The sequence below is a fragment of the Arthrobacter sp. SDR-2R genome (assembly GCF_057747955.1).
In genome coordinates this window covers 1,041,378-1,063,684 of the sequence record NZ_CM173231.1, presented here as the reverse complement: position 1 = coordinate 1,063,684, position 22,307 = coordinate 1,041,378, and the positions used below count along the sequence as shown (strand labels likewise).

Annotated in this window: 21 protein-coding genes; 12 read left to right on the top strand and 9 right to left on the bottom strand. The window is 65.9% G+C overall.

The window, feature by feature from the left end; genetic code table 11:
• Positions 1 to 29: 29 nt before the first annotated feature.
• Both AC3ANU_RS04900 and AC3ANU_RS04895 read right to left on the bottom strand, forming a co-directional pair.
• On the bottom strand, positions 30 to 689 hold the full coding sequence (locus AC3ANU_RS04900) for a response regulator transcription factor (protein ID WP_018770688.1): 660 nt from the start codon (positions 687 to 689) through the stop codon (positions 30 to 32).
• Entirely contained in the window at positions 682 to 2,001 is a 1,320-nt protein-coding gene (locus tag AC3ANU_RS04895; RefSeq protein ID WP_488315558.1) for a sensor histidine kinase, read from the bottom strand. Before AC3ANU_RS04895 ends, AC3ANU_RS04900 begins: the two co-directional genes overlap by 8 nt.
• Positions 2,002 to 2,167: 166 nt before the next feature.
• Here AC3ANU_RS04895 and AC3ANU_RS04890 point away from each other — a divergent pair, with 166 nt between their 5' ends.
• Both AC3ANU_RS04890 and AC3ANU_RS04885 read left to right on the top strand, forming a co-directional pair.
• Positions 2,168 to 3,271, top strand: coding sequence for an FtsX-like permease family protein (locus AC3ANU_RS04890; RefSeq protein WP_488315557.1), 1,104 nt, complete (start codon positions 2,168 to 2,170; stop codon positions 3,269 to 3,271).
• A 26-nt stretch (positions 3,272 to 3,297) separates the two neighbouring features.
• The gene (locus AC3ANU_RS04885; protein WP_488315556.1) at positions 3,298 to 4,002 is read left to right on the top strand and encodes an ABC transporter ATP-binding protein; all 705 of its coding nucleotides are present in this window, start codon (positions 3,298 to 3,300) and stop codon (positions 4,000 to 4,002) included.
• A 12-nt stretch (positions 4,003 to 4,014) separates the two neighbouring features.
• Here the strand turns inward: AC3ANU_RS04885 and AC3ANU_RS04880 are convergent, their stop codons facing one another.
• Positions 4,015 to 4,767, bottom strand: a complete 753-nt coding sequence (locus AC3ANU_RS04880; protein ID WP_056391631.1) for a ZIP family metal transporter — start codon at positions 4,765 to 4,767, stop codon at positions 4,015 to 4,017.
• Positions 4,768 to 4,936: 169 nt separating this feature from the next.
• Here AC3ANU_RS04880 and AC3ANU_RS04875 point away from each other — a divergent pair, with 169 nt between their 5' ends.
• Positions 4,937 to 5,413, top strand: a complete 477-nt coding sequence (locus AC3ANU_RS04875; RefSeq protein WP_018770693.1) for a sensor histidine kinase — start codon at positions 4,937 to 4,939, stop codon at positions 5,411 to 5,413.
• Positions 5,414 to 5,506: 93 nt separating this feature from the next.
• Here the strand turns inward: AC3ANU_RS04875 and AC3ANU_RS04870 are convergent, their stop codons facing one another.
• Entirely contained in the window at positions 5,507 to 6,118 is a 612-nt protein-coding gene (locus AC3ANU_RS04870) for an NADPH-dependent FMN reductase (RefSeq protein ID WP_018770694.1), read from the bottom strand.
• A 227-nt stretch (positions 6,119 to 6,345) separates the two neighbouring features.
• Here AC3ANU_RS04870 and AC3ANU_RS04865 point away from each other — a divergent pair, with 227 nt between their 5' ends.
• From AC3ANU_RS04865 to AC3ANU_RS04855, 3 genes are all read left to right on the top strand, one after another.
• Positions 6,346 to 6,501 (top strand): hypothetical protein, encoded by a 156-nt coding sequence (locus AC3ANU_RS04865; protein ID WP_018770695.1) that lies wholly within the window; start codon positions 6,346 to 6,348, stop codon positions 6,499 to 6,501.
• Positions 6,502 to 6,644: 143 nt separating this feature from the next.
• Entirely contained in the window at positions 6,645 to 9,302 is a 2,658-nt protein-coding gene (locus AC3ANU_RS04860) for an exo-rhamnogalacturonan lyase family protein (protein ID WP_488315555.1), read from the top strand.
• A 177-nt stretch (positions 9,303 to 9,479) separates the two neighbouring features.
• On the top strand, positions 9,480 to 10,448 hold the full coding sequence (locus tag AC3ANU_RS04855; RefSeq protein ID WP_056391636.1) for an SRPBCC family protein: 969 nt from the start codon (positions 9,480 to 9,482) through the stop codon (positions 10,446 to 10,448).
• Positions 10,449 to 10,518: 70 nt separating this feature from the next.
• On the opposite strand, the gene AC3ANU_RS04850 is transcribed toward AC3ANU_RS04855, so the two are convergent.
• The 3 genes from AC3ANU_RS04850 to AC3ANU_RS04840 are packed head-to-tail and all read right to left on the bottom strand — an operon-like array spanning position 10,519 to position 13,636.
• A complete protein-coding gene (locus AC3ANU_RS04850; protein ID WP_018770698.1) occupies positions 10,519 to 11,757 on the bottom strand; it encodes a metal-dependent hydrolase family protein in 1,239 nt (412 codons plus the stop codon).
• On the bottom strand, positions 11,754 to 12,245 hold the full coding sequence (locus AC3ANU_RS04845) for a GAF domain-containing protein (RefSeq protein WP_018770699.1): 492 nt from the start codon (positions 12,243 to 12,245) through the stop codon (positions 11,754 to 11,756). Before AC3ANU_RS04845 ends, AC3ANU_RS04850 begins: the two co-directional genes overlap by 4 nt.
• Entirely contained in the window at positions 12,242 to 13,636 is a 1,395-nt protein-coding gene (locus tag AC3ANU_RS04840; protein ID WP_026265988.1) for an MFS transporter, read from the bottom strand. Before AC3ANU_RS04840 ends, AC3ANU_RS04845 begins: the two co-directional genes overlap by 4 nt.
• A 101-nt stretch (positions 13,637 to 13,737) precedes the next feature.
• Here AC3ANU_RS04840 and AC3ANU_RS04835 point away from each other — a divergent pair, with 101 nt between their 5' ends.
• From AC3ANU_RS04835 to AC3ANU_RS04825, 3 genes are all read left to right on the top strand, one after another.
• Entirely contained in the window at positions 13,738 to 14,616 is an 879-nt protein-coding gene (locus tag AC3ANU_RS04835) for a MurR/RpiR family transcriptional regulator (RefSeq protein WP_488315554.1), read from the top strand.
• Positions 14,617 to 15,139: 523 nt separating this feature from the next.
• Positions 15,140 to 15,961 (top strand): hypothetical protein, encoded by an 822-nt coding sequence (locus tag AC3ANU_RS04830; protein WP_224084126.1) that lies wholly within the window; start codon positions 15,140 to 15,142, stop codon positions 15,959 to 15,961.
• A gap of 59 nt (positions 15,962 to 16,020) precedes the next feature.
• Positions 16,021 to 16,560 carry a hypothetical protein gene (locus tag AC3ANU_RS04825; protein ID WP_134165512.1) on the top strand — a complete coding sequence of 180 codons (540 nt, stop codon included), beginning with the start codon at positions 16,021 to 16,023 and terminating at the stop codon, positions 16,558 to 16,560.
• A gap of 388 nt (positions 16,561 to 16,948) precedes the next feature.
• On the opposite strand, the gene AC3ANU_RS04820 is transcribed toward AC3ANU_RS04825, so the two are convergent.
• A complete protein-coding gene (locus AC3ANU_RS04820) occupies positions 16,949 to 18,949 on the bottom strand; it encodes a rhamnogalacturonan lyase (RefSeq protein ID WP_478223406.1) in 2,001 nt (666 codons plus the stop codon).
• A gap of 244 nt (positions 18,950 to 19,193) precedes the next feature.
• Complete coding sequence (locus AC3ANU_RS04815) at positions 19,194 to 19,667, bottom strand: Lrp/AsnC family transcriptional regulator (RefSeq protein WP_018770706.1); 474 nt, start codon at positions 19,665 to 19,667, stop codon at positions 19,194 to 19,196.
• Between the two features lie 92 nt (positions 19,668 to 19,759).
• Here AC3ANU_RS04815 and hisC point away from each other — a divergent pair, with 92 nt between their 5' ends.
• The 3 genes from hisC (at position 19,760) to AC3ANU_RS04800 (ending at position 22,273) form a co-directional block, all read left to right on the top strand.
• On the top strand, positions 19,760 to 20,878 hold the full coding sequence (gene hisC / locus AC3ANU_RS04810) for a histidinol-phosphate transaminase (protein ID WP_478222843.1): 1,119 nt from the start codon (positions 19,760 to 19,762) through the stop codon (positions 20,876 to 20,878).
• Positions 20,879 to 20,928: 50 nt separating this feature from the next.
• Positions 20,929 to 21,561: a YitT family protein gene (locus AC3ANU_RS04805; RefSeq protein WP_018770708.1), complete on the top strand. Its 633-nt coding sequence runs from the start codon at positions 20,929 to 20,931 to the stop codon at positions 21,559 to 21,561.
• Positions 21,562 to 21,631: 70 nt separating this feature from the next.
• On the top strand, positions 21,632 to 22,273 hold the full coding sequence (locus AC3ANU_RS04800; RefSeq protein WP_056391642.1) for an NADPH-dependent F420 reductase: 642 nt from the start codon (positions 21,632 to 21,634) through the stop codon (positions 22,271 to 22,273).
• Positions 22,274 to 22,307: the final 34 nt, after the last annotated feature.

Here is a 22,307-nt window from a genome sequence, read left to right as displayed (position 1 = left end):
GTAACGCAGTGGAATAAACGTACTGCAGTTCAGCCCCTGGCGCCCGGCGGCCTGATGATGCGCCGCTGGGCAGCGGCCGCGATGGCGGCGGTGCGGTTGTCCACGCCGAGCTTGCCGTAGATGTGCACCAGGTGGGTCTTCACCGTCGCCTCGGAAATGAAGACTTGCCTGGCGATGGCGCGGTTGGACAGGCCCGTGGCCAGCAGCTCCAACAGCTGCACCTCCCGGGGGGTCAGCGAAGTGCCGGGGTTGCTGATCCGGTCCATCAGCAGCGCAGCCGCCCGCGGCGCCAGGGCCGTCCCGCCAGCAGCCGCCTGCAAAACCGCCTGCCGGAGCTGGTCCGGCGGCGCGTCCTTCAGCATGTACCCGCTGGCTCCCGCCTCGACGGCCGCCAGGATGTCCGCGTCGGTGTCGTACGTGGTGAGGATGAGTACCGGCGGAGCGGCGTGAAGTTTGCGGATCTCGGCAGTGGCCGTGACACCGTCCATCCCCTCGCCCATTTGCAGGTCCATGAGGACCACATCCGGCGCCTCGCCCAGCGCCGTCAGCCGGGCCAGTTCCTTCAGCGCAGCGGCCCCGTCAGCGGCCTCGGCGGCGATGGAGATGCCCTCGATTCCGGTGAGCATGGCACGCAGCCCGGCACGGACCACGGGGTGGTCGTCCACCAGCAGGACGTGCACCTCACCCACGGGGACCACCGTCCAGCGGCAGCCGGATGGCCACCACGGTGCCCTCGCCGGGCGCGGCCTCCAGTGCCAGCGTCCCGTTCAATCCGGCGACCCGCTCCCGCAGCGAGCGCAGCCCGAACCCGCTGCCGTCCGCTGGGTCCGCGGCACCGGCCGCAGCGGCGGGATCAAAGCCCGTGCCGTCGTCGTAAATGTCCATGGTCACCTCGGTGCCCAGGAAGGCAAGGGTGACGACGGCGTTCGCTGCCCGGGAGTGTTCGCGGACATTCGCGAGGCTCGCCTGCGCCGCCCTGAGCAGGGTCACGCGGACCGGCTGGGACAGATCCTGCGGCTCACCGTCCACTTCCAGCCGGCACCGCAGCGCCACCCCAGCGGCCGCGGCGCCCGCCTCCGTCTTGCCGCACAACCGGCGCAGGGCCTCCACCAAAGTGGTCCCCTCCAGCTGTGGTGAGGCCAGACCGCGGACGAAGCTGCGCGCCTCCGCAAGGTTGTCGGCGGCGGTCTGCTGCACCAGCGCCAGCCGTGAGGATGCGGTCGCGGCATCACCATCGGCAAGGGACTGTTCCGCCGCCCGTCCCAGGAGCACGATGCTGGACAGCCCCTGGGCCAGGGTGTCGTGGATTTCCCGGGCCAGCCGCTCCCGCTCCGCCAGCATCCCGGCGTCGTGCTGGGACCTGGCCAGCTCCTGCCGCGTCCGGCGCAGTTCGTCGGCCGCACGCCGCTGGTTTTCGGCCTCGCGGTACAGGGCCGCGTACGCCAGCCCGGTGATTACCGAGAAGACCGCACCCAGCACAGGGCCCACCACGGCCGCGGCGTGCGGCACCGGGGCGCCACTGGCAGCCCACTGGGAGGCAACCACCGCAACCGTCATCAGCGCGATGGTCGGCAGCGCAGCCCGCCGGGGCAGCAGGTGCAGGTGCAGGAAGAAGATGGGGAACGCCAGCCACGCAAAGTCCGCACTCCCGGCAAGCAGCAACGCCCACAACCCCGTGACCAGGGCCAGCCAGAGCAGGCCGTAACGGCGGGGGTTGAAGCCGATCCGGGCTTCCGCGTGGCGCTTTTCGAGGACCGTTCCGGCCAGGTACACAGCAGCGAGGACCACGGCGGCGCCCGCCCACAGCCAGTGCAGGGAACCACCGGACATCAGCATCCGGACCAGGGCCACGGCCAGCAGCACCGCGAACCCCGTGTGCAGGGTGACACGCAGGACCCGAAGGATTGCCGCCGACGATGCGTTTTCCAGCGCATTCAACGGCCCCTTCGCGGGGATGCCGCCGGCCTTCTCCGGTGGTTGCGGCAGGGGCGTGGCAGGCATTTCCCCAGCTTATGCCGGGACCGCCTGCAGGGGATCAACCGAACGGTTGACTCCCGGCTCAACCCTTCCATCCCGGAGGATCAACCGTCCCCGCGATGCCGCCGGGGGCAGCCCCCGGGAGAGTGGAAGGACACAAGAATCCACCCCTGCTGAGAGAAGAAACAACGTGTTCCTGGCAATCCGCGATATCCGCTTCGCCAAAGGCCGGTTCGCCATGATGGGCGGCGTCGTAGCCCTGATCACCCTCCTGCTGGTCATGCTGTCAGGCCTGACGGCGGGCCTGGCCGAGCAGTCGACGTCGGCCATCGACAAGCTGGGCGCGGCCGGCACCAGGCCGGTGGATACCATCGTCTTCGGCGCTCCCGGTTCCGCCACCCCCAAGGCGTCCTACACGGAAAGCTCCGTGACGGCCGCCCAGGTGGAGCGCTGGAAGAACCAGCCCGGCGTCAGGTCCGCAGAGCCGCTGGGCATTACCCAGACCCGGGCCCAGACCGTCAAGGGGTCGGGCACGGCCAACGTGGCGGTTTTCGGCGTTTCCCCGGGAAGCCCGCTGGCACCCGTTGAGGTGTCCGCCGGCACCGCGGTGCTGGGTACCTCGGTTGCGCAGGCTCTGTCGGCCAGCCAAGGCGACAAAGTCTCCCTGGGCGGCGTGGAGCTTTCCGTCGCCGCGGTGGTGCCGGATCAGTGGTACGCACATACCAGCGTGGTGTGGACGGCCCTGCCGGCGTGGGCCAGGGCAGCGCACGTGTCCGACGGCGGACAGCTGGCGACCGTCGTCGCCGTCAGCTACGCCCCGGGGGCCACGGTGGACGGCGCCGCCGTCGACGCAGCCGCGCATACGGTCAGCGCCTCACGCACCGGGTCCTTCCAGGCGCTGGGCTCCTTCAAGAGCGAGAACGGGTCCCTGACCCTGATGCAGGCGTTCCTGTACGGGATCTCGTCACTGGTGATCGTGGCATTCCTGACCGTATGGACCATCCAGCGGACCCGGGACATTGCCGTGCTGAAAGCCATGGGCGCGCCCGGTGCCTACATCCTCCGGGACGCCCTGACCCAGGCCGCGATCGTCCTCACCGCCGGTGCCGCCGTAGGTGGAGCCGTGGGCGTCGCGGCCGGTTCCCTTGCCGCCCAGGCTGCCCCGTTCCTGCTGAACGCGGGCACCACGGTGCTTCCCGTCGTCGGGATTGTTGCCCTGGGCCTGGCCGGCGCCGCACTGGCGGTCCGCCGCGTGACCAAGGTCGACGCGCTCCTGGCGCTCGGCGGCAACTAATCCACCCTTACGAAAGGAACGCCATCATGCCCTCCCCCACCCCCGCTCCCCTGAGCCTGGTCAACGTCACCCTCGAATATCCGGACGGCGGCGGAACCACCACCGCCCTGGACCGGGTCAGCCTCACGGCCCCCGCCGGCCAGCTGGTTGCGCTCGTGGGCCCTTCGGGCTCCGGCAAATCAAGCCTCCTGGCCGTCGCCGCCACCCTGGTCCGGCCCTCCCACGGGCAGGTCATGATTGACGGCACCGATACCGGTGGCCTCAGGGACAAGGAGCTCACCGCGCTGCGCCGGCACAAGGTGGGCATCATCTTCCAGCAGCCCAACCTGCTGCCCGCGCTCACCGCCGTCGAACAGCTCATCATCAGCGACCACCTGCGCGGAAAGCCTGCCAAGGCGGCTCGGACGAAGGCCGCGGAACTGCTGGACGTCGTTGGCCTCTCCGCGAGCGCCAGGAAACTGCCGCACCAGCTCTCCGGCGGCCAGCGCCAGCGGGTGAACATCGCCCGGGCACTCATGGGCAGCCCCAAGGTGCTGCTGGTGGACGAGCCAACCGCCGCTCTGGACCATGAACGCAGCGCCTCGATCATCGGGCTCCTCCGCCAGGTGACCACCGGGTTCGGGGTGGCCACCGTGATGGTCACCCATGACACCGAGTTCGTGCCGCTGACGGACGTGGTGGCCACCATGCGGGACGGCAGGCTGACGGCGCCGGTGCTGACGGGGGCGTAGGGGCCCCTGTCCTCACCCCAGGTGGTGCACCGTAAACGCCGTCAGGAACCCCACGGCCGCGGTGAGTCCGGTCAGGTTGTGGTGCTCCTCGAAGGCCTCGGGAATCATCGTGTCCGCCAGCATGGCCAGGATGCCGCCGGCGGCAACGGAGGTGATGAATGCGACCAGCTCATCCGGGGCGTCCTCCAGCGCCACATATCCCAGCAGCGCTGCCACTCCGCTCAGGAGCGCAATGCCGCCCCAGAGCCCGAACACGTACCCCCTGCTCCGGCCCGCCTTCTTCATGCCGGCGGTGCCGGACAGGCCCTCCGGCACGTTGGAGATGAAGACGGCTGCCAGCATGGCAGGACTCACCGCTCCGCCGGCCAGCAGGCCGACGCCCAGGACCACCGATTCCGGGACGCCGTCCAGCAGTGCACCGACGGCGATGGCGGTGCCGCTGCCCGGATTGTCCTTTTCGGAGGGCTGCTGGTCCCCGGACCGCTTGCGGTGCTTGGCGCCGGCCCTGGCCAGGAGCACGTTGGCGCCCACGTAAACCACTGCCCCCGCCAGGAAGCCCGCCACCGTGGGCCAAAGGCCACCGCCCTTGACCGCCTCGTCCACCAGTTCAAAGGCAAGGGCCGAGATCAGCACGCCTGCGCCGAAAGCCATGACCGTCGAGACGATTTTGGAGGGGATGGACCACCGCCAGGACACGGCAGCTCCCAGGACCAGGGCAGCACCGGCACCGGTGCCCCATACAAGTGACATCAACCAGGTAGGCATACCTCTTCCGTCCCCAGCGCGGCGGCAATGAAACAAGGGGCAGCAGTGCACCCGGTCACCCTCCACGCGCAGAATTGATGGGATCTTGAGGCAAACCTTGCCATCCCTAGACATTGCAGGTCCACGCTTTAGCCATAGGACCAAACCAGCTTGTGGGGAGCAGGAAGTCATGGGAAGCAGAACAGCGTTGGACAACGAGGTCACAACCGTGGGAGGCGTGCTGACGGACAAGCAGCCGCTGGATTTCCACACGTTGGGACTGGCCGGGTGCATTGACCGGCTTACCGCCCCCCTGAGGCAGCGCGGGACCTCGGTCCACTGGGATACTCCGCACTGGGGCGTCGAGATCCCGGCGGACTGCGCGTCCCTCCTGTACCAGTCGGCCCGGGAGGCGCTCAGCAACGCGTTCAAATTCTCGTCCGCGTCCACGCTCAGCATCCAGCTGGCGGCTGTTGACCACGGCATCCGCTTGGTAGTGGCCGACGACGGCACGGGCTTCGACAGCATCCTCGCCAAGAGCGGGCGGCACCACGGCTACGGCCTGCGGCTCATGGCGGTCGCCGTGCAGGAAGCGGGCGGCGCAGTGGAGATCAGTTCCAGCCCCGGCCAGGGCACCAGCGTGACGGTGACGCTGCCGCTGGACTGACCCGCCGGCTCGCGATGCCGGCATAAAGACTCGGATGCCCGCCGTTGCTGGGACGGCGGGCATCCGTATGCCTTATGAAGACCCGCCAGGGAATCAGCGGGAAAGCTTGGCGGCGTCCGGTTCCAGGTCGCCGATGTGACCGGGCGCGTTGGCGGCCAGGACCCGTGCCACGAAGGCCGCATACTCTTCCATGTAGTGGCTGAGGAACTTGGCGGTGGACCCGTCCTTGACCTCGCCGTCGTCGCCGAAAACCTTGGGATCGTACTTGACGTAGGCCTCCGGCGCATTCAGCTGCGGTGCGTCCAGGAAGCTCAGGACGGCCCGCATGGAGGACTGCATCACGGCCGTCCCGATGCTGCCAGGTGAGGCGCCGATGATGCCGGTGGGCTTGCGGGCAAAGGAGTTGGTGCCCCAGGGCCGGGATCCCCAGTCGATGGCGTTCTTGAGGGCTCCCGGGATGGAGCGGTTGTATTCCGGGGACACGAAGAGGATCCCGTCCGCGGCCTCGATGGCTTCCTTGAGGGCCCGGCCCTCCGGCGGGAAGTCGGCGTCATAGTCGTAGCTGTACAGCGGGAGGTCCTTGATGGGGATCTCCGTGAATTCCAGTTCCCCGGGCGCGAGTTTGATCAGGGCCTTGGCCAGAACCCGGTTGATGGAACCGCTGGCCAGGCTGCCCACGAAATATCCGATCTTGTACGTTGCCATGAGTGGTCCTTTCCAACAGCCGGGCCGCGCCGGCTGGGTCGGTTTGGGTTGGAAATGGCGCCGTCCCAGCAGCCCGGAGGGGCGAAGAAACGGCGGTTGGTGCTCACTGCTTCACCAGTCCAGCACACAAGCCCTGCTGCGGCCAGAGTGCGTGGGAGGTCCTTGACACGTCATGGAGCGGAGCGCTGAATGAGGGGTACCGCGAACCAGCGCCACGAGGAGCAGCCATGACTGAAGATCGCTCACGGAACGACGACGACGACCGGGTCCACGCTGAATCGCCCGCCGAAGGCGATCCGGACGCCGACCCTGCCGACATCCGCGTCCACTCCCAGGACCCCGCCGAGGGAGCAGACGACGACGGGGACCCCGCCAGGAAATAGCCGCCCGGACGCCAGCCCCGGCCCAGCAGCCGACCGTCCCGCCTGGCAAAATCCCCTTGCACGCACGCCACCTGTCTACTACGTTGTAGGTCATCGAGAAAGCGCTTTCCCACTATCGGGACTTCCGCGCGCAGCAATCACCAGTGGAATTGGATGACATGACGGACAACACCCTCATCAGGTGGATCGACGGGCAGGCACCCGCAGAAATCAGCGGCGGAACCACGTGGGGGATGCCGTTCCCGCGCGGCACCGCGCAAGGTGTGGAGGCGTTGTCAGTTGCGGACGGCAGCGGCACGCCGGTCCCCAGCCAGGCCTGGCCCCTGGCCACCTGGCCGGACGGGTCCCTGAAGTGGGCGGGCATTGCGCTGCCGGCAACGGACACGCCCTCGGACACCTATCAGGTGAGGGCCGACGGCGGCACGGCCGCCGAACCCAGCCAGCCGTCGTCGGCCGGCGCGTCCGTCACGGTCACCGAAAGTGCCGACACCCTCACCGTGGACACCGGCGTCCTGCAGATGGTGATCAACCGCGGCGGTTCCACCCTGTTCAGCACCCTTTCCCGGAACGGGCGGGAAGTTGCCCGGGACGCCCGGCTGGTCAGCCTGCTGCAGGACAGCGTCCCCGAGGGCGCGGGAACGGTTGGCCGGGACGCCTTCACCGGCGGGGTCACCGCCGTCGTCCTGGAACAAAGCGGCCCCGTGCGGGCGGTGGTGCGGCTGGAAGGCAACCACCGTCCGGACACTCCAGAAAGCGGAAAGCGGGACTGGCTGCCGTTTGTGGTCCGCTTCTACTTCCATGCCAACGCCCGCAGCGTGCGGATGGTGCACTCTTTCATTTGGGACGGAGACGCGGACCAGGACTTCCTGGCAGGACTGGGCGTGCGGTTCACGGTGCCACTGGCGGCGGAGCTGCACAACCGGCACATCCGCATCGCCGGAGCCGACGGCGGGTTCCTCGCCGAGGCAGTCCGCGGCCTCACCGGACTCCGCCGCGACCCGGGCGGGGACGTACGGGAGGCGCAGGTTAACGGCCGCCCCACTCCCCCGCCGGATACCTGGAATCCTGACGTCTCGACCCGCCTCCACCTGGTTCCCACGTGGGGCGACTACACCCTCAGCCAGCTCAGCGCCGACGGATTCGAGCTGCGCAAGCGCACCGCCGCCGGCCACGGCTGGGTGGGAATCACCGGCGGCACCCGCGCCGGCGGCTTCTGCTCCCTGAGCGATACCCACGGCGGACTCGGGGTGGGCATCAAGGACTTCTGGCAGTCCCACCCGGGCCAGCTGGACATCCGCGGCGCCGCCACCGGCGAGGCCTCGCTCACGGCGTGGCTGTTCTCCCCCGAGGCCCAGCCCATGGACCTGCGTTTCTACCACGACGGCCTGGGCCAGGAAACGTTCGAGGAACAGCTCGACGGCCTGGAAATCACGTATGAGGACTATGAGCCGGGCTTCGGCAACCCCACGGGAATTGCCCGCACCCACGAGTTGACCCTGTTCGCCTACGATGCCACCCCGCCCACCGAAACCCTCGCGGCCGACGCCGCCTCCGCCGCCACCCCGGCCCTGCTGCAGGCCACACCGGAGTATCTGCACTCGGCGGGCGTCTTTGGCGACTGGGATCCGGTGGACCGGAGCACTCCCGCGCGGGCCGTGCTTGAAGACCGGTTGGACTTCCTGTTCGATTTCTACGCCGGCCAGGTGGAACAGCGGCGCTGGTACGGCTTCTGGAACTACGGCGACGTGATGCACACCTACGACTTTGACCGGCACGTGTGGCGGTACGACGTGGGCGGCTACGCCTGGGACAATTCGGAACTGTCCCCCGACCTGTGGCTCTGGTACTCCTACCTGCGCTCCGGCCGGGCGGAAGTCTTCCGCTTTGCCGAGGCCATGACCCGGCACACGGGAGAAGTGGACGTTTACCACCTGGGTCCCTGGAAGGGGCTCGGCTCACGGCACAACGTCCAGCACTGGGGCTGCAGCGCCAAGCAGCTGCGGATCAGCACGCCGGCCTACCGGCGTTTCTACTACTACCTGACGGCGGACGAGCGCACCGGGGACCTGCTGACCGAACTGGTGGACAGCGACCAGAACTTCCTGGGTCTTGACCCCGTGCGCAAGGTCCGCACGGATGCCGACACCTACCGCCCCAACCGCGGCGCACTTGGCGTGGGGCTGGGGACGGACTGGGGTTCCCTCGCCGCAACCTGGCTGACGGACTGGGAACGCACCGGCAACCCGCGTTCCCGCGACCGGCTGCTGGGCACCATGGCGGACATCGGGGCGCTCAAGTACGGCTTCCTCACCGGTGAAGCGCTGTATGACCTGGACAAGGGCCGGTTCGACTCCGGCCGCGAGCAGATCCAGGTCTCACACCTCAGCGCGGTGTTCGGCTTGGTGGAAATCTGCAGCGAGCTGGTGGACCTGGTGCCGGACCCGGAGTTCGAGCGGTCCTGGCTGCAGTACTGCCGGCTCTTTCTGGCATCGAAGGAGGAACAGGTGGAAGCCGTGGGCCAGCCGCTCGACGGCATCCATCTCACCCAGGCCCACAGCAGGCTGACGGCCTACGCGGCGGCAAGGTTGCAGGACCCAGAACTGGCAGCCCGGGCATGGGAAAGCTTTGCCGAAGGCGGGGAGCACCTGAACCACGAATCGGCCTTCACCCTGCGGAAAATCGAGCCGCCCCACGTGTTGGCGCCCGTGGACGAGGCGCCGACGGTGTCCACCAATGACACCGCCCAGTTCGGGCTGGCAGTCATCCAGAACCTGGCGCTCGTGGGCCGGTACCTGGACTGACACTCCTGCGTGGCACAAAACCGCGACGGCGGCACCTGGCCGGGTGCCGCCGTCGTCCGTTTTCCCCCATGACCAAGTTGGACTCTGGAAACATCCAAGATCAAAAGGTATGTTAGTAAGCATGCTGATGATTCTTCCCGAGTCATTGGTTTCCGGTAGCAAAGCGAAGGAGACGTTATGAGCACGAAGGTGGAAAAACGCATTCTGGTGAACGTACCGGTGAGCACCGCTTATAACCAGTGGACCCAGTTCGAGGAATTCCCGCACTTCATGGGCGGCGTCAAGAGCGTGACCCAGCTCAGTGACGACCGGCTGGAATGGGTGGCCGAGATCGGCGGCGTCCGCAGGCAATGGGAAGCCAAGATTTTGGAGCAGGTCCCGGACCGCAAAGTTGCGTGGGCCGCGACCGAAGGTGCCACGAACGCCGGCGCTGTGGAGTTCGAGGACGTGGGAGGCGGCCAGACCTCCATCCGGCTGAGCCTCGAATACGAGCCCGAAGGCCTGATCGAGAAGGTGGGCGACAAGCTCAACGTCGTGGACCGGCAGGCGGAATCGGACCTGCAGAAGTTCAAGGAATTTATTGAGGACGAAGGCTACGCCAGCGGCGCCTGGCGCGGATCCGTCAATGCCGGCTCAGCTGTGGGCACGCCCGGTGTTGAACATGCAGGGGGCTCCCGCGGCGATTCCGGCAAGGCCGGCGTCTCCGGCAAGGTTGCGGCCGGCGTCGGCATCGCAGCGGCTGCGGGCGCAGCAGCGGCCATGGCTGCCAGCGGCAACAAGGAAGACACCGAAACGCGTGACGTGACGGTTACGCAGACCACTCCCGCGGTCCCGGCAGAACCGGTTGTGCCCGCGGAGCCCCTCACCACCGGCGCCACCACCGGCAGCGCCTACCCGGGCACGGGGACAACTGACACCACAACCCCAGGCACGACGTCGGGGGCCGGCTCCACCGGCTCGGTCGCCGACCTGGGCGATGACAGGATCGGCCACGCTTTTGACCAGACCAACGGCCTCGTGGACACCACCGGCGAGTCCGATGACACGGTTGCCGGCGAAAACCTGAGCGCCGGCGAACGGCGCGAGGACGACCGCAACGCCGACGGCGGCCTTCCGCCTGTGGGTGGCAACCTCGGCGGCCACTGACCCGTCCCAACCGAAGAACCAGCGCCGCCCGCCTTTCCCCCAAAGGCGGGCGGCGCTTTGCCGTCACTGCTTAGTTTGCGGCCCCCGGGATGACGGCGCCGTCCTGGATGACGAACTCAAGATGGTCAGCCATGTCGGCAAGCACAGCAATGTCCTGTACCGGATCAGCCGTCAGGACGAGCATGTCGGCGTCCGCTCCGGGCGCGATAATTCCAATTTCACCGGGCCTTCCCAGCAACTCGGCGGCCGTGGTGGTCGCGGCACGGATAGCGTCGATGGCCGGCTGGACCTTTCCCAGCAGCCTGAACTGTTCGTTCTGGTGACGATGCATGCCGCCCAGCAGGTCTGAACCGTAGACCAGCTTCACGCCTGCTTCGTGGGCCTGGGCAATGGCTTCAAGTCCACTGTTTAGGACAGAATCCACTTTGGCCCACATCTCCTCCGTCAGCCCGGACTCCCGGCCTTCTTCCTTCAGGGCCCAATATGTCACCAGGGTGGGCACCAGGAAGGCGTCCTTTTCCAGGAAGAGACGAAGGCTCTCGTCATCAAGAAGGTTGCCGTGTTCGATCGACCTGACTCCTGCCTCCAGGGCCCGGTTGATGGCGCGGGCAGTGTAGGCGTGCGCGGCGACGTACCGGTTGGCCGCCTCCGCTTCCTCCACGGCGGCCCGCATTTCATCGCGCGAGTACTGGGTGGAGTCGATGCGATCGGTGGGGGACGATACCCCTCCTGAGGCCATGATTTTGATGTGGTGGGCTCCCTTGCGGAGCTCGTCACGGGCCGCGGCGCGCACGGCGTCCACACCATCGGCAACCCGGCCGATCCCGCAGCAGCCTTTGCGGTTGGGCTCATGGTCCTCGCCGGGAAGGCGCATATCGCCGTGGCCACCCGTCTGGCTGAGGGCCCGCCCGCAGAAGTGAAGCTTGGGACCCTCAAGAAGCCCTTCGGCCTGCGCCTTCGCCAGGCCGAAATCTGCACCTGAAAGGTCACGGACGGTGGTGAAGCCCCGCCGCAGCATACCCTGCATGATTCGGGCGGTCTGCGCATACACATAGGAGGGCGGAGTCCAGGTCAGCGAACGGAAGTCCGCGCTCGAGGCCACGACGTGCACGTGGGCGTCAATGAGGCCCGGGATGACATATTTGCCCGTTCCGTCGATGATCTGCGCTTCTTCCGGAGCATCCGCACCCTTCTCTACGCTCCTGATTTTTCCGCCTGCTGTGACTACGTCGGCGACCGAGAAGGTGCCGCCGTGAACGTCCAGGACACTGGCGTTCCTAATGACAAGTGGTTGGGTGGATTGAGTCACGGGCGGACTGCTTCCTTTCCGGTAAAGACGGTTTGGTCTGAATTGATAAAGGCCGATGCGATCTCTTCGGTCGCAGCGGACACAACTGCTGATGCGGTGCTGAGGCTCCGATCGGTGTACTTTCCTTCGGCATCAAGCAGTGCCAACACACCCACCACCGCACCGCCGGAGACCACGGGAATATTGATGACCGCACCGCATCCGAGGGACTGAATCAGGGCAACATCAGTAAACACTTCGGCCAGCGACTCCAGATCGGGTGCCAGGAATGGCTGCTGCTTAGCTATGACGGTTTCCAGCCAGCCTGCAGAGATTTCCACTGACTTTTCAGCACCCAGCGGGTACTCCTCTGGATGGCTGGTGAACACACGCCGCAATACGGAGTCTGCCTGCAGCCAACGGAGTGCGGTGAACAGGATGACTCCAGGATCCTGGCGCAATTCTCCGTAGACGGCCTGGAGTGCTGCGTCGACTTTCGATCCGTTCATTTGCCGCCTCCCACTGCGGCCGGGCGCTCCGGTTCAGTGCGGGCGTTGATATCTTCCAAGGACTTGCCCGCTGTCGACGTTCCAAAGATGACCACACCCAGAACGCCGACTGCCAGGACCACCGTGGTCATGGTGAAGACACCGCCGAAGCCCAGGGTTGCGGCGAACACACCGATGATGGACGGGGCCAGGATGCTTCCCACCCTGCCAACGGCACTTGCCAGCCCTACGCCGGTAGCCCGCATCCACGTGGGGAAAAGTTCCGGCGTGTATGCGTAAACGCCGGCGTAGGTGCCGTTGAGGAAGAAGGAAAGCGTTGCTGCCGCCACCAGGATCATCCCGGCATCGCTGGATTGGCTGAGCCAGAACGCGCTGAGGGCCGAGCCCGCCAGGTACAGGGCGATGGTGTTCTTGCGGTCGATGCGGTCGCAGAGCCAGGCGGCGGAGAAGTAGCCGGGGATTTGGGCCAGGTAAATGATGATGGAGTATTCGAAGCTCTTGGTGACCGTGATTCCGCGCCCCACAAGAAGGGTGGGGATCCAGGAGAAGAATCCGTAGTAGGAGAAGGTGATGACGAACCAAATCAGCCAGATCACGGCGGTCCTGCGACGGAGGGCAGGCGACCACATGACCTTCAGGGCGTTCCAAATGCTGATTTTTTGCCCATGCTTGGCAATATCCTCGACGCCTTCCTCCGCTGCCGGCAACTCCTTGCCTGTTGCGCGGAGGACCTTCTGCTCGAAGCCTTCAACCACGCGTTGGGCTTCCGCCGCACGGCCTTGACTCATGAGGAAGCGGGGTGATTCAGGCAGGCTGCGGCGCCACCAGAGGAGCAGCAGGATGGGAACTGCCGTGATGACCTGCGCCCACCGCCATCCGTCGTCGCCCACGGGGACGACGAACCGTCCGATGAATGCGGCGGCAACGAAGCCGAAGGAGAAGAACCCGGCCAGCGTCCCGATGAACCAGCCACGCCGCTTGGGCGGGATGAACTCTGAGAGGAACGGGGCGATGATGACGCTTTCCGCTCCAGCGCCGAGCCCTGCAAGGACACGTGCAACGAGGAAGACTTCAAAATTGGGCGCCATGGCAGCAACCACGGACATGGCGCAGTAGAAGGCAAGGGCCCACAGCATGACCTTCTTGCGCCCGAACCGGTCCCCCATCCAGCCGGAAAGAATAGCGCCAAAGAAGAAGCCCAGCGGCGCAGCGGAGCCAACCAGGCCCAGGGACGCCGTGCTGAGGCCCCAGAGTTCCTGGATGCGGGGCAGCAGGAAAGCCACGACCGCGCCGTCCATGCCGTCAAAGGAGTATCCAAGCCCTCCGATAAGGAGAAGCTTGTAGTGTGGACGACTGAGTGGGAGCCGGTCCAGGCGAGCTGTTAGAGACATGGGAATCCTGCCGAAGTGGGCCAAGTTGTACAGTTTTTAGAATTTGCACAGATCCGTGCATGTAGATTGAAGTTACGTGGATCACTTGCGGAGGTCAATAGGTGAAACAAGAAGTTAACAGCGCCACCTTGACCGAATGGCTCGACGGCCAGGCCCAGGGACGCAAGCTTGCAGCCCGGCAGCTGCAGGTACTGGGTGTCCTTCGATCCCAGCCCCGGCTGGCCTCCTACGGTTCAGTCAGCGACATAGCGGCCGCGGCATCGTCGAACGCGTCGACCGTGACCCGCACCGCCCAAACGCTTGGTTTCAAGGGGTGGGCTGAGTTTCAATTCGAGCTCCGCTCCCGGTTCCTCGCATCGCTGAGCGCAGTCGAAATCGCCGCCGAACACAACGGCCACGTCAGCAGCCCGGCGCAGGCCTCGCTGACCACCGATCGGTCCAACCTGGCGCACCTGGAGCGGACCGTGGATCCGGGCGTGGTCCATGCGGTTGCCGAGGCCATCGCAGGTGCGCGGCAAACCCTCATTATTGCTGCCGGCAGTTATGCCATTCCGGGTAAGGCGCTGGAACACAACGCCATCATTGCCGGGTACGACGTCAGGCTGTTCGACGCCGACGTGGCGGCACTGACCAATGCTGTGGCTCGCCTGACGACGGACGATCTGGTCATTGCCATCAGCCTTTGGCGCGTCTATGACAGCACCGTCCGGGCCGTGGACATCGCACACAGTCTCGGCACCAGGATCGTTACCATCACGGACACCGCCAGCTCACCGGTTGCGGAACATGCAACGGACCGGATTGTGGTGCCTGCCGAAAGTGCGGGCTTCTTCCCCTCCCTGACGGGCGCAGTGGCGGCGGTGCAGGCTGTGGCTGTTGAGCTCGCTTCCTTGGATCGCGATCGGTCGACGCGGAGTATCGCGGCTTCGGAACGCACCTGGGACCAGATGCGGATCATGCACCCGCGGCCCAGTTCATAAGCTGCCCAATGATAGGACCGGCAGAGGTAGTCGTTCAGGTGGGTGGCCGGTGTATCGGTACTGATGTGCGCGCGGCTTCATCGGAACAACTCACGGTGATGTTCAGCGGTTCACGTCTTCTCTTTTCAGCGGGTCCTTAGCCTCTTTCGACCCGCCCTTCACACCCATAGCATCAGCGCATTAGAACAGCCGGATGCTTGGCAGCTTTTTGGAGGTGGAGGGGAAAGCAATGAGCGCTGACCGGAAACTTTCCCCGTGGAAAGGTCTTGCGCTTGTCGCGGCACAGGCCCTTCTCCTCGGAGGGTGCGCGCAAGGCGGTGCGCCTCCGTCACCAACAGCGTCGCCCTCATCCGAACCAATGCAGTCCCCCTTGTCCGGACCAACGCGGTCAGCTTCAGCCAAGTCGGGCAGTCCGGCCTGTGACCTGATCACACCCGAGATCGCCGTAAAGATCGATCCTGGTTTGGCCCAAATGGGCCCAGGGGGCAAACCGGCGGGGAGCCAGGGGTATGTGTGCAGTTACATGAGCAAGGCGGAGAAGGTCCTTGCGCTCACCGTTTCACTGACCTCACCCGCGTCGGCGGCGGAGATCGCCGAAACGAAAAAGACACCGGACTGCTCGGTCATTGAGGGCATCGGTGATTTCGCATGCATGCAGTGGTCGGGCTGGTTCCGCGGCGAGTCCGGCGGGGCGTCGGCAAACACGGTGCTCAAGGCTGTCCGCGGCAACGAGTCGCTCGACCTGCGGATCGTGGCCATGCCGCCAATGTCACCGGACACCCCGGGACCGGACGGCGACGCCGCGGCGCGCGCACTTGCCCAGGCCCTTGTCGAGGGCGGGTGGGGCAACGGGGCTGAACTCCGTGTACCGCCCGCCCCGCCCGTCGGTCCCCAGACTGAGACGAACAATCCCGTATGTGCCTTGGTAAGCGTAGACGCGCTCAAGCAGGCCTTTGGCACCACAACGCAGGCGCAGGTTCTCCCGGGTGAGGGTAACTGTCGGTACCAATTTGGTGCTCTGGGTACGCCCGGGGCGGACTCGCTCAAATTCGCCATCGAGCTCCATCAAGGCGGTGCGTCCGCGCTCTCGGGGCCTATGCCGCCTGATGGCCAAAGCATCGAAGGCGTTGGAGACAAAGCAATCCTGCTAATCCGATCAGACCCGGGCGGACCCAAGGCTCTCCGGCCGCCAAGTGATGTACCGGTTACCTACATGTCACTGATGGTGGCCCGCGGCCAGAACATGGCCATATTCGTCGCAGAGATCCTGATCTCACCAGCTGGACCCACCGAAGAGCAGGTTAAGGAACAGTTCGTCACCTTGGTCAAGGGGATCGACTTCTGAGACAGCCCCTGCCCGCCCCAACAAGCTCTGGGACGGAAACCAACAGGAGGAGGACCCCGATGCATCCAGAAGCCAGCAGCAAAGTGCTGGAGCCTTACGGCGGAAGGGCCGAAGACACAGCCATGGTCCGCAAGTCCTATGCCTTGATCACCCAACCACCGGCGTCTGGATCGACTCCGCCGATCCTCGGTCCGACCGAGCCAGGTGAATGCAACGTCTTCCACAGGTCGTGGCAGCACGAGGCGCAATTGGATCCCTCCATGGGCTTCGCGCTGGCCGAGATCTTCAACGCCGGCAATCGAGGCATGGGCATGGTTCTCTTTGATGTGCGGAGCGCGCCTCGGGAGACGCTCGCCAAAGCGGACTTTGACTACAGCCCGGAGCTGATGGCTCGCTGCGCCATGTTTGACCAGACACTTTCCTCAGCCAATGGACCCCAGAGGTTCACCATTCAACTTCTCCCTGGTCCGGACATTGGTGAGAAGGCGTACCTGACCAAGGAATCCTTCGACGGCAACGCTGTTGGGGTCGGGGCTCCGCGTCCTTGCCGGAACGGTGTCTCTGGACATGGGTGCCAACACAGGTGCGGCGATAACTGAGGAAGAGGCACTGACCCTGATGTCGCAGATAGCGCAGGAGTTTGTCGACGAGATGAAGAATCCTCACTAGCGTGAAGCATTCCGGCGGCTATTGGTGCCCCGCCGTGGCCGCCTTGCCGCGAGCCGGGAACAACTGCGCCCCCCGCCGCCAGACGGGCAGACGCTTAAGCACGCGCCGCGTTCCAGCGCACTGCGTCGGAACGGGGGCCCGTCGTCGTCCCACAGCACCCCTCCGCACCTATGGCAGCGCCAAATCTTTGGGCTCTGGCCTCCCGATCGACGACATGAAAAAGGCGCGCCCCGAGTAGCTGAGCGCGCCCTTCCCGATCCTCCATATAGCCCTTAATCAGGCTGCATCTGCATGATGACTTCGCCGGAGTCCGGCGGCTTACCTGGCCTTGCCTGCGTAGAAGACAGCCGGTGAGGCCGGCGTCTGCATGCCCTCACCGATGAAGAAGCTGGGGTGCGGAGGCTGGTTGTAGCCGACCGTCTCGCGGGCCACGCCGGTCCGGTACATGGGGTCGTGCATCAGGGTGCGGAGCCGGACCTCGGTGGGAGAGGTGGTGGTGTAGATCCGCAGCTCGGTGCTGTCGGCGGAGGGGAACACCAGTTCCTCGCGCCAGTCACCCAGCAAGTCGGCCTGCAGTGACGGGTTGCCCTTGGTGCCGTTGTTGGTCCTAGCGCCGGTGGCTGTCAGGAGCCGGTCGCTGGTTTCGGTTTCCCAGTTCCACTTGGAGATGGTGGGTACGCCCACGCCTGCCTCGGCATTGAAGTCGTGGTCAACGATTTCCCGCAGCAGGTCGCCGTCCCACCAGGCCATGAAGTTGGCCGCCGGGATCTTGTCCGAAACCCGCTCGCCCTTGGCCGACATCAGGAACCCCGCCGGTGAGTTCCAGGCAGCGTCACCGCCCACGGCCCAGCTTTCCGAGCCTGGGAACCGGGGGTCGATGTCGCCGGTGGCGCCTCGGCCGGTGTCCTTGACAGCGGGAATGCTCCAGAGCACTTCACCGGTGGCGGAGTCGCGGAAGGTGGCACCGCGATTGCCGCTCGCGGACATGCTCTCGTGTACGGCGAACGTCTCAAAGCCCGGCCGCGAGGGGTCAAGGTCGCCGGTGTGGATGGCGTCGCCGTGGCCCAGCTTGGTGTTGTACAGCGGCGTGCCGTCGTCGTCGATCGTCATGGAGCCGAAGACGAACTCATCCTTGCCATCCTGGTCCACGTCCGCCACAGACAGGTTGTGATTGCCCTGGCCCTTGTATTCGGCCCCGGCCACGTCGGAATCGAACTTCCACCGCTTGACCAGTTTGCCGTTGACCAGGTCGTAGGTGACCAGGACCGTGCGGGTGTAGTAGCCGCGGCTGAACATCATGGACGGGTGCTCACCATCGAGGTACGCCACTCCGGCAAGGAAACGGTCCACGCGGTTGCCGTAACTATCACCCCAGGCGGCTACGCTCCCGCGCGGCGGATCATAGGGAACCGTATCCATAATGGTGCCGCTGGCACCGTTGAACACAGTGAGGAATTCCGGCCCTGACAGGACGTAGCCGGCGCTGTTGCGGTAGTCAGCCGCAGCATCGCCAATGACGGTCCCTGCCGCATCGGTGGTGCCGTCCGCAGTTTTGAAGGCCACTTCGCCTGTGCCGTCGCCGTCGAAGTCATAGGTCAGCATCTGGGTGTAATGGGCGCCGGCACGGATGTTGCGGCCAAGGTCGATTCGCCAAAGCTTGGTGCCGTCCATCTTGTAGGCGTCCACGTACACATTGCCGGTGTAGCCGGACTTGGAGTTGTCCTGGGCGTTGGACGGGTTCCAGAGCTGGATGATTTCGTAGGCCCCATCGCCGTCCAGGTCCGCCACACTCGAATCGTTGGCCGTATAGGTGTACGGCTTGCCGTCCCTGCTGACGCCGTCGGCGGGCTTGTCCAGTTTGATGGGCAGGTAGTTCTGCGCCAGCGGACTGAATTCGGCACTGAGCTTGTCCTGCCCGTTGCCGTTCCCGACCGTCTTGATGACGTACTTCGAGGCCGCCGTTCCCGCAGGATCCACATAGGTGGTGGTGCTGCGGATGGGCTCGTCGGTGATCTGGACGCCGTCACGGATGACGTGGAAGCCCACGCTGTCCTTGTCCAGGCCGAGCATCCGCCAACCCAGGGTGACGCCCCGGTCCGTGAGCACAGCCACGGGGGCACGGTCCAGGGTTTCCACCTGGCGGGTGGGCCCGGACGGTGCCGGGGCGGCGGGGCTGGCCTGGGCGGCCGGCCCGGCCTGGCCGGGATCAGCAGCAGCAAGCGGGACGCCAGTGAAGGCCAGTGCTGCGGCGAGCGTTGCCGCCGCTGCGGCCGGCGCGGCCTTCCAGGCCCTGCCCGCTGGGGATTGCGGGGAACACATTGAGGGTTGTGCCAAAAGAACATCTCCTTTGATGCGGCGGCAGCTGAGTCTGCCGCACGTCAGTTTGGAACGTTTCATTCACGCCAAGGATCTCCCTCCCGAGTGATGTGGAGGAGGGATGGAAGCTGCGGGGAAACGCTTTCTGCCCTTTAGGTTTATCAGCGCATGACAAATATGGTCAATAGTGTGACGTAAGTAATTGGGAGATTTTGTTTCATTGCGTTTGCTTCCCATCTCGTTGGATTCACTGCTTCCCCGTCGCCGCCTGCAGCAGCGGCAGGGTGCGGGTGGGCATGACTTCCACCAGGGACATGGCCGTGCTGGTGCGGACGACGCCGTCAATCGCCAGCATCGCGTTGGTGATCCTGTGCAGGTCGGCGGGGTCCCTTGCGGCCACCTTGGCGAGCAGGTCCGCGTCCCCGGTGGTGGCATGCATCTCGATGATTTCCGGAATGGTCTGCAGCGCCGCCACGGCAATGTCGCTGGCGGACTGGCTGATGGAGATCGAGATGAAGGCAATCAGCGGCAGGCCCAGCGCTTCCGTTCGCACCCGCTGGCTGAAGGGCGCCAGGCTGCCGTCGTTGACAAGCCGGCGGAGCCGGGCGTGCACCGTATTGCGGGCAACGCCCAGCGTCCTGGAGAGGGACAGGACCGTGGCCTGCGGATCCCGGTCAAGTGTGAGGAGGATCTCAGCGTCAAGGGCATCAATGCGGTGCATACTGAGCATTTTGCCACCCCTGCAGTCCCTGAGCACCGGATCTGTCCTCCTGCACACAGTTGTGTTGCGCAAACGTCCTGCGCTCCGGGAGCATGCTCTCCATGACCAGCACCCTTCCCGAAACCCAGGCACCCGAGGTCCGTACCGCCGTCGCCCAACTTCCCGCCTACGTGGCCGGCAAGAGCGCGCAGTCTGACCTGACCGCCGCCCTGGCCTCGAATGAAAGCCACTTTGCTCCCCTGCCGTCCGTCATTGAGGCAATGTCGGCCGAGGCGGGCAGGATCCACCGTTACCCAAGCATGGGTGCGGTGGAGGCGCGGGACGCCATTGCCCAGCAGTTCGGCGTCAGCGCCGGGGAAGTCGCCGCCGGACCGGGGAGCTCCGGCGTCCTGCAGCAGATCATTTCCGCAGTCTGCGGCCACGGCGACGAAGTGGTGTACGCGTGGCGCTCCTTCGAGGCCTACCCCATCCTGGTGGCAGTGGCGGGCGCCGTTTCGGTCCCCGTGCCGCTGCTGGCCACCGAGCAGCACGATCTCCACTCCATGGCCGCCGCGATCACGGACCGCACTCGCCTGGTCATCCTGTGCTCGCCCAACAACCCCACGGGTGTGTCCATCAGCCCCGCGGACCTTGAGGAGTTCCTCCGCTCCGTTCCGCCGCGGGTGCTGGTGGTACTGGACGAGGCCTACGTCGAATTCCAGCGCGGACCAGGCGTCGACTCGCTCGATTTCTACCGCCGCCACCCCAACCTGTGCATTCTGCGCACCTTCTCCAAGGCATACGGGCTGGCGGGCCTGCGGATCGGATACGCCATTGCCCGGCCGGAAATTGCTGAGGGCCTCCGCCGGACGGCCGTCCCCTTCGGCGTGAACAGGATGGCGCAGGCGGCCGCGGTTGCTTCGCTGGCCGCCGGGGACGAAATTCTTGAGCGGACCGAGGCGGTGGCCCGGGAACGCACCCGGGTCATCGGCGCGCTACGGGACTATGGCTGGGATGTGCCGGACAGCCAGGCCAACTTCTACTGGCTGCGTGCCGACGATGATTTGCGTGTGCAGCTCCTGGACGCGTTGGCCGACGCCGACATCCTGGTGCGCGGCTACGCCGTGGACGGGGTCCGCATCACGCTGGCGGACCGGGCCACCAACGACAGGGTCCTTGCTGTCCTGGCCAACCGCGGGCGGTTCCTGCGTGAGGCGGCCGCGGCCCAGTGAGCACCACAACAGAAACACCGGCTGCCGCAACCCCTGCCCCAGCCCGGCACATGGAAGGGCCGACGGCGGCACCTTCAGCGCCGCCGTCGGCCGTCCGTCATTCCGTGGTTGAGGACGTCCTGGGCATCCTGACCGGCACCTTCGCGGCGTCGCTGGGGCTGTTCCTGCTCAAGTCGAGCGGGGCCGTGACGGGCGGCACCGCCGGCCTCGCACTGCTGCTCAGCTATTCGGTCGCACTGCCGTTTGGCGTCATCTTCTTCGCAGTGAACCTGCCGTTCTTCGCCCTGGCAGTGTGGAAGAAGGGCTGGAACTTCGCCCTCCGCACCGGCGCCGCGATCTCCCTGGTGTCCGTGATGGCCAGCCTGCACCCGGCGGCCCTGGGGTCCCTGCACATTGACCCCGTGTATGGCGTGCTGGGCGGAAACCTGCTCGCCGGCGTCGGCCTCCTGATCCTGTTCCGGCACCAGTCAAGCCTGGGCGGCTTCAACATCCTGGCCCTGCTGCTGCAGGAAAAGCTGAAATGGCGCGCAGGGTACGTGCAGATGGTGCTGGACGTGGCCATCGTCCTGGCGGCCCTGGCACTCGTTCCGCCCCTGATGGTGCTGCTGTCCGCGGCCGGCGCCACCCTCCTGAACCTGGTCCTCGCCCTGAACCACCGGCCGGGCCGGTACCTGGGAAAGTAGGCGGCTTACCGGCTTTTTATTCCCTGCAGGCCGCTGAAATATCTGCGCGGGGACCTGCGTTGCCGCCCATATGACAACAATCGGAATCATCGGTGCAGGACATATTGGCAGCCAGGTTGCACGGAAGGCCGTGGAGCTGGGCTACGACGTAGTCATCAGCAACTCCCGTGGGCCCGAAACCCTCCAGGAGCTGGTTTCGGAACTTGGCCCCAGGGCGCGGGCCGCCACGCCGGCTGAAGCAGCAGCGGCCGGCGACTTCGCCGTGGTCACGGTGCCGCTGAAGAACTACAAGGACATCCCGGTGGAGCCGCTGGCCGGCAAGATCGTGATCGATACCAACAACTACTACTGGGAGCGGGACGGCAGGATCCCCGCCCTGGACAACGGCGAAGCCACCACCTCCGGTCTGCTGCAGGAGCACCTCCCGCAGTCAAAGGTGGCCAAGGGCTTCAACCACATCATGGCAAAGGACATCACCACGGACGGAACTCCGGACGGCACGGAAAACCGGCGCGCCCTGGCCACCGCCAGCGACTACCAGGAAGCCGCGGACCTGGTGACCCGGCTGTACGACGAATTCGGTTTCGACACGGTTAACGTGGGGCCGCTGTCCGAGAGCTGGCGCGTGGAGCGGGACCGTCCTGCCTACGTGAAGAGGCAGAACGCCGTTGAGCTGAAGGACAACCTGGAAAAGGCTACTCGGACTCTCTGATTCGTCCCGTCCGACAACTGGCTGGCAGTGCCTA

Bases quoted from the DNA above. Each gene is read 5' to 3' on its own strand.
- AC3ANU_RS04880 (WP_056391631.1), bottom strand. From the start codon at position 4,767: ATGCCTACCTGGTTGATGTCACTTGTATGGGGCACCGGTGCCGGTGCT.
- AC3ANU_RS04885 (WP_488315556.1), top strand. From the start codon at position 3,298: ATGCCCTCCCCCACCCCCGCTCCCCTGAGCCTGGTCAACGTCACCCTC.
- AC3ANU_RS04800 (WP_056391642.1), top strand. From the start codon at position 21,632: ATGACAACAATCGGAATCATCGGTGCAGGACATATTGGCAGCCAGGTT.
- AC3ANU_RS04865 (WP_018770695.1), top strand. From the start codon at position 6,346: ATGACTGAAGATCGCTCACGGAACGACGACGACGACCGGGTCCACGCT.
- AC3ANU_RS04805 (WP_018770708.1), top strand. From the start codon at position 20,929: ATGGAAGGGCCGACGGCGGCACCTTCAGCGCCGCCGTCGGCCGTCCGT.
- AC3ANU_RS04820 (WP_478223406.1), bottom strand. From the start codon at position 18,949: ATGTGTTCCCCGCAATCCCCAGCGGGCAGGGCCTGGAAGGCCGCGCCG.
- AC3ANU_RS04830 (WP_224084126.1), top strand. From the start codon at position 15,140: ATGAGCAAGGCGGAGAAGGTCCTTGCGCTCACCGTTTCACTGACCTCA.
- AC3ANU_RS04875 (WP_018770693.1), top strand. From the start codon at position 4,937: ATGGGAAGCAGAACAGCGTTGGACAACGAGGTCACAACCGTGGGAGGC.
- AC3ANU_RS04845 (WP_018770699.1), bottom strand. From the start codon at position 12,245: ATGAACGGATCGAAAGTCGACGCAGCACTCCAGGCCGTCTACGGAGAA.
- AC3ANU_RS04825 (WP_134165512.1), top strand. From the start codon at position 16,021: ATGCATCCAGAAGCCAGCAGCAAAGTGCTGGAGCCTTACGGCGGAAGG.
- AC3ANU_RS04870 (WP_018770694.1), bottom strand. From the start codon at position 6,118: ATGGCAACGTACAAGATCGGATATTTCGTGGGCAGCCTGGCCAGCGGT.
- AC3ANU_RS04815 (WP_018770706.1), bottom strand. From the start codon at position 19,667: ATGCACCGCATTGATGCCCTTGACGCTGAGATCCTCCTCACACTTGAC.
- AC3ANU_RS04855 (WP_056391636.1), top strand. From the start codon at position 9,480: ATGAGCACGAAGGTGGAAAAACGCATTCTGGTGAACGTACCGGTGAGC.
- AC3ANU_RS04840 (WP_026265988.1), bottom strand. From the start codon at position 13,636: ATGTCTCTAACAGCTCGCCTGGACCGGCTCCCACTCAGTCGTCCACAC.
- AC3ANU_RS04895 (WP_488315558.1), bottom strand. From the start codon at position 2,001: ATGCCTGCCACGCCCCTGCCGCAACCACCGGAGAAGGCCGGCGGCATC.
- hisC (WP_478222843.1), top strand. From the start codon at position 19,760: ATGCTCTCCATGACCAGCACCCTTCCCGAAACCCAGGCACCCGAGGTC.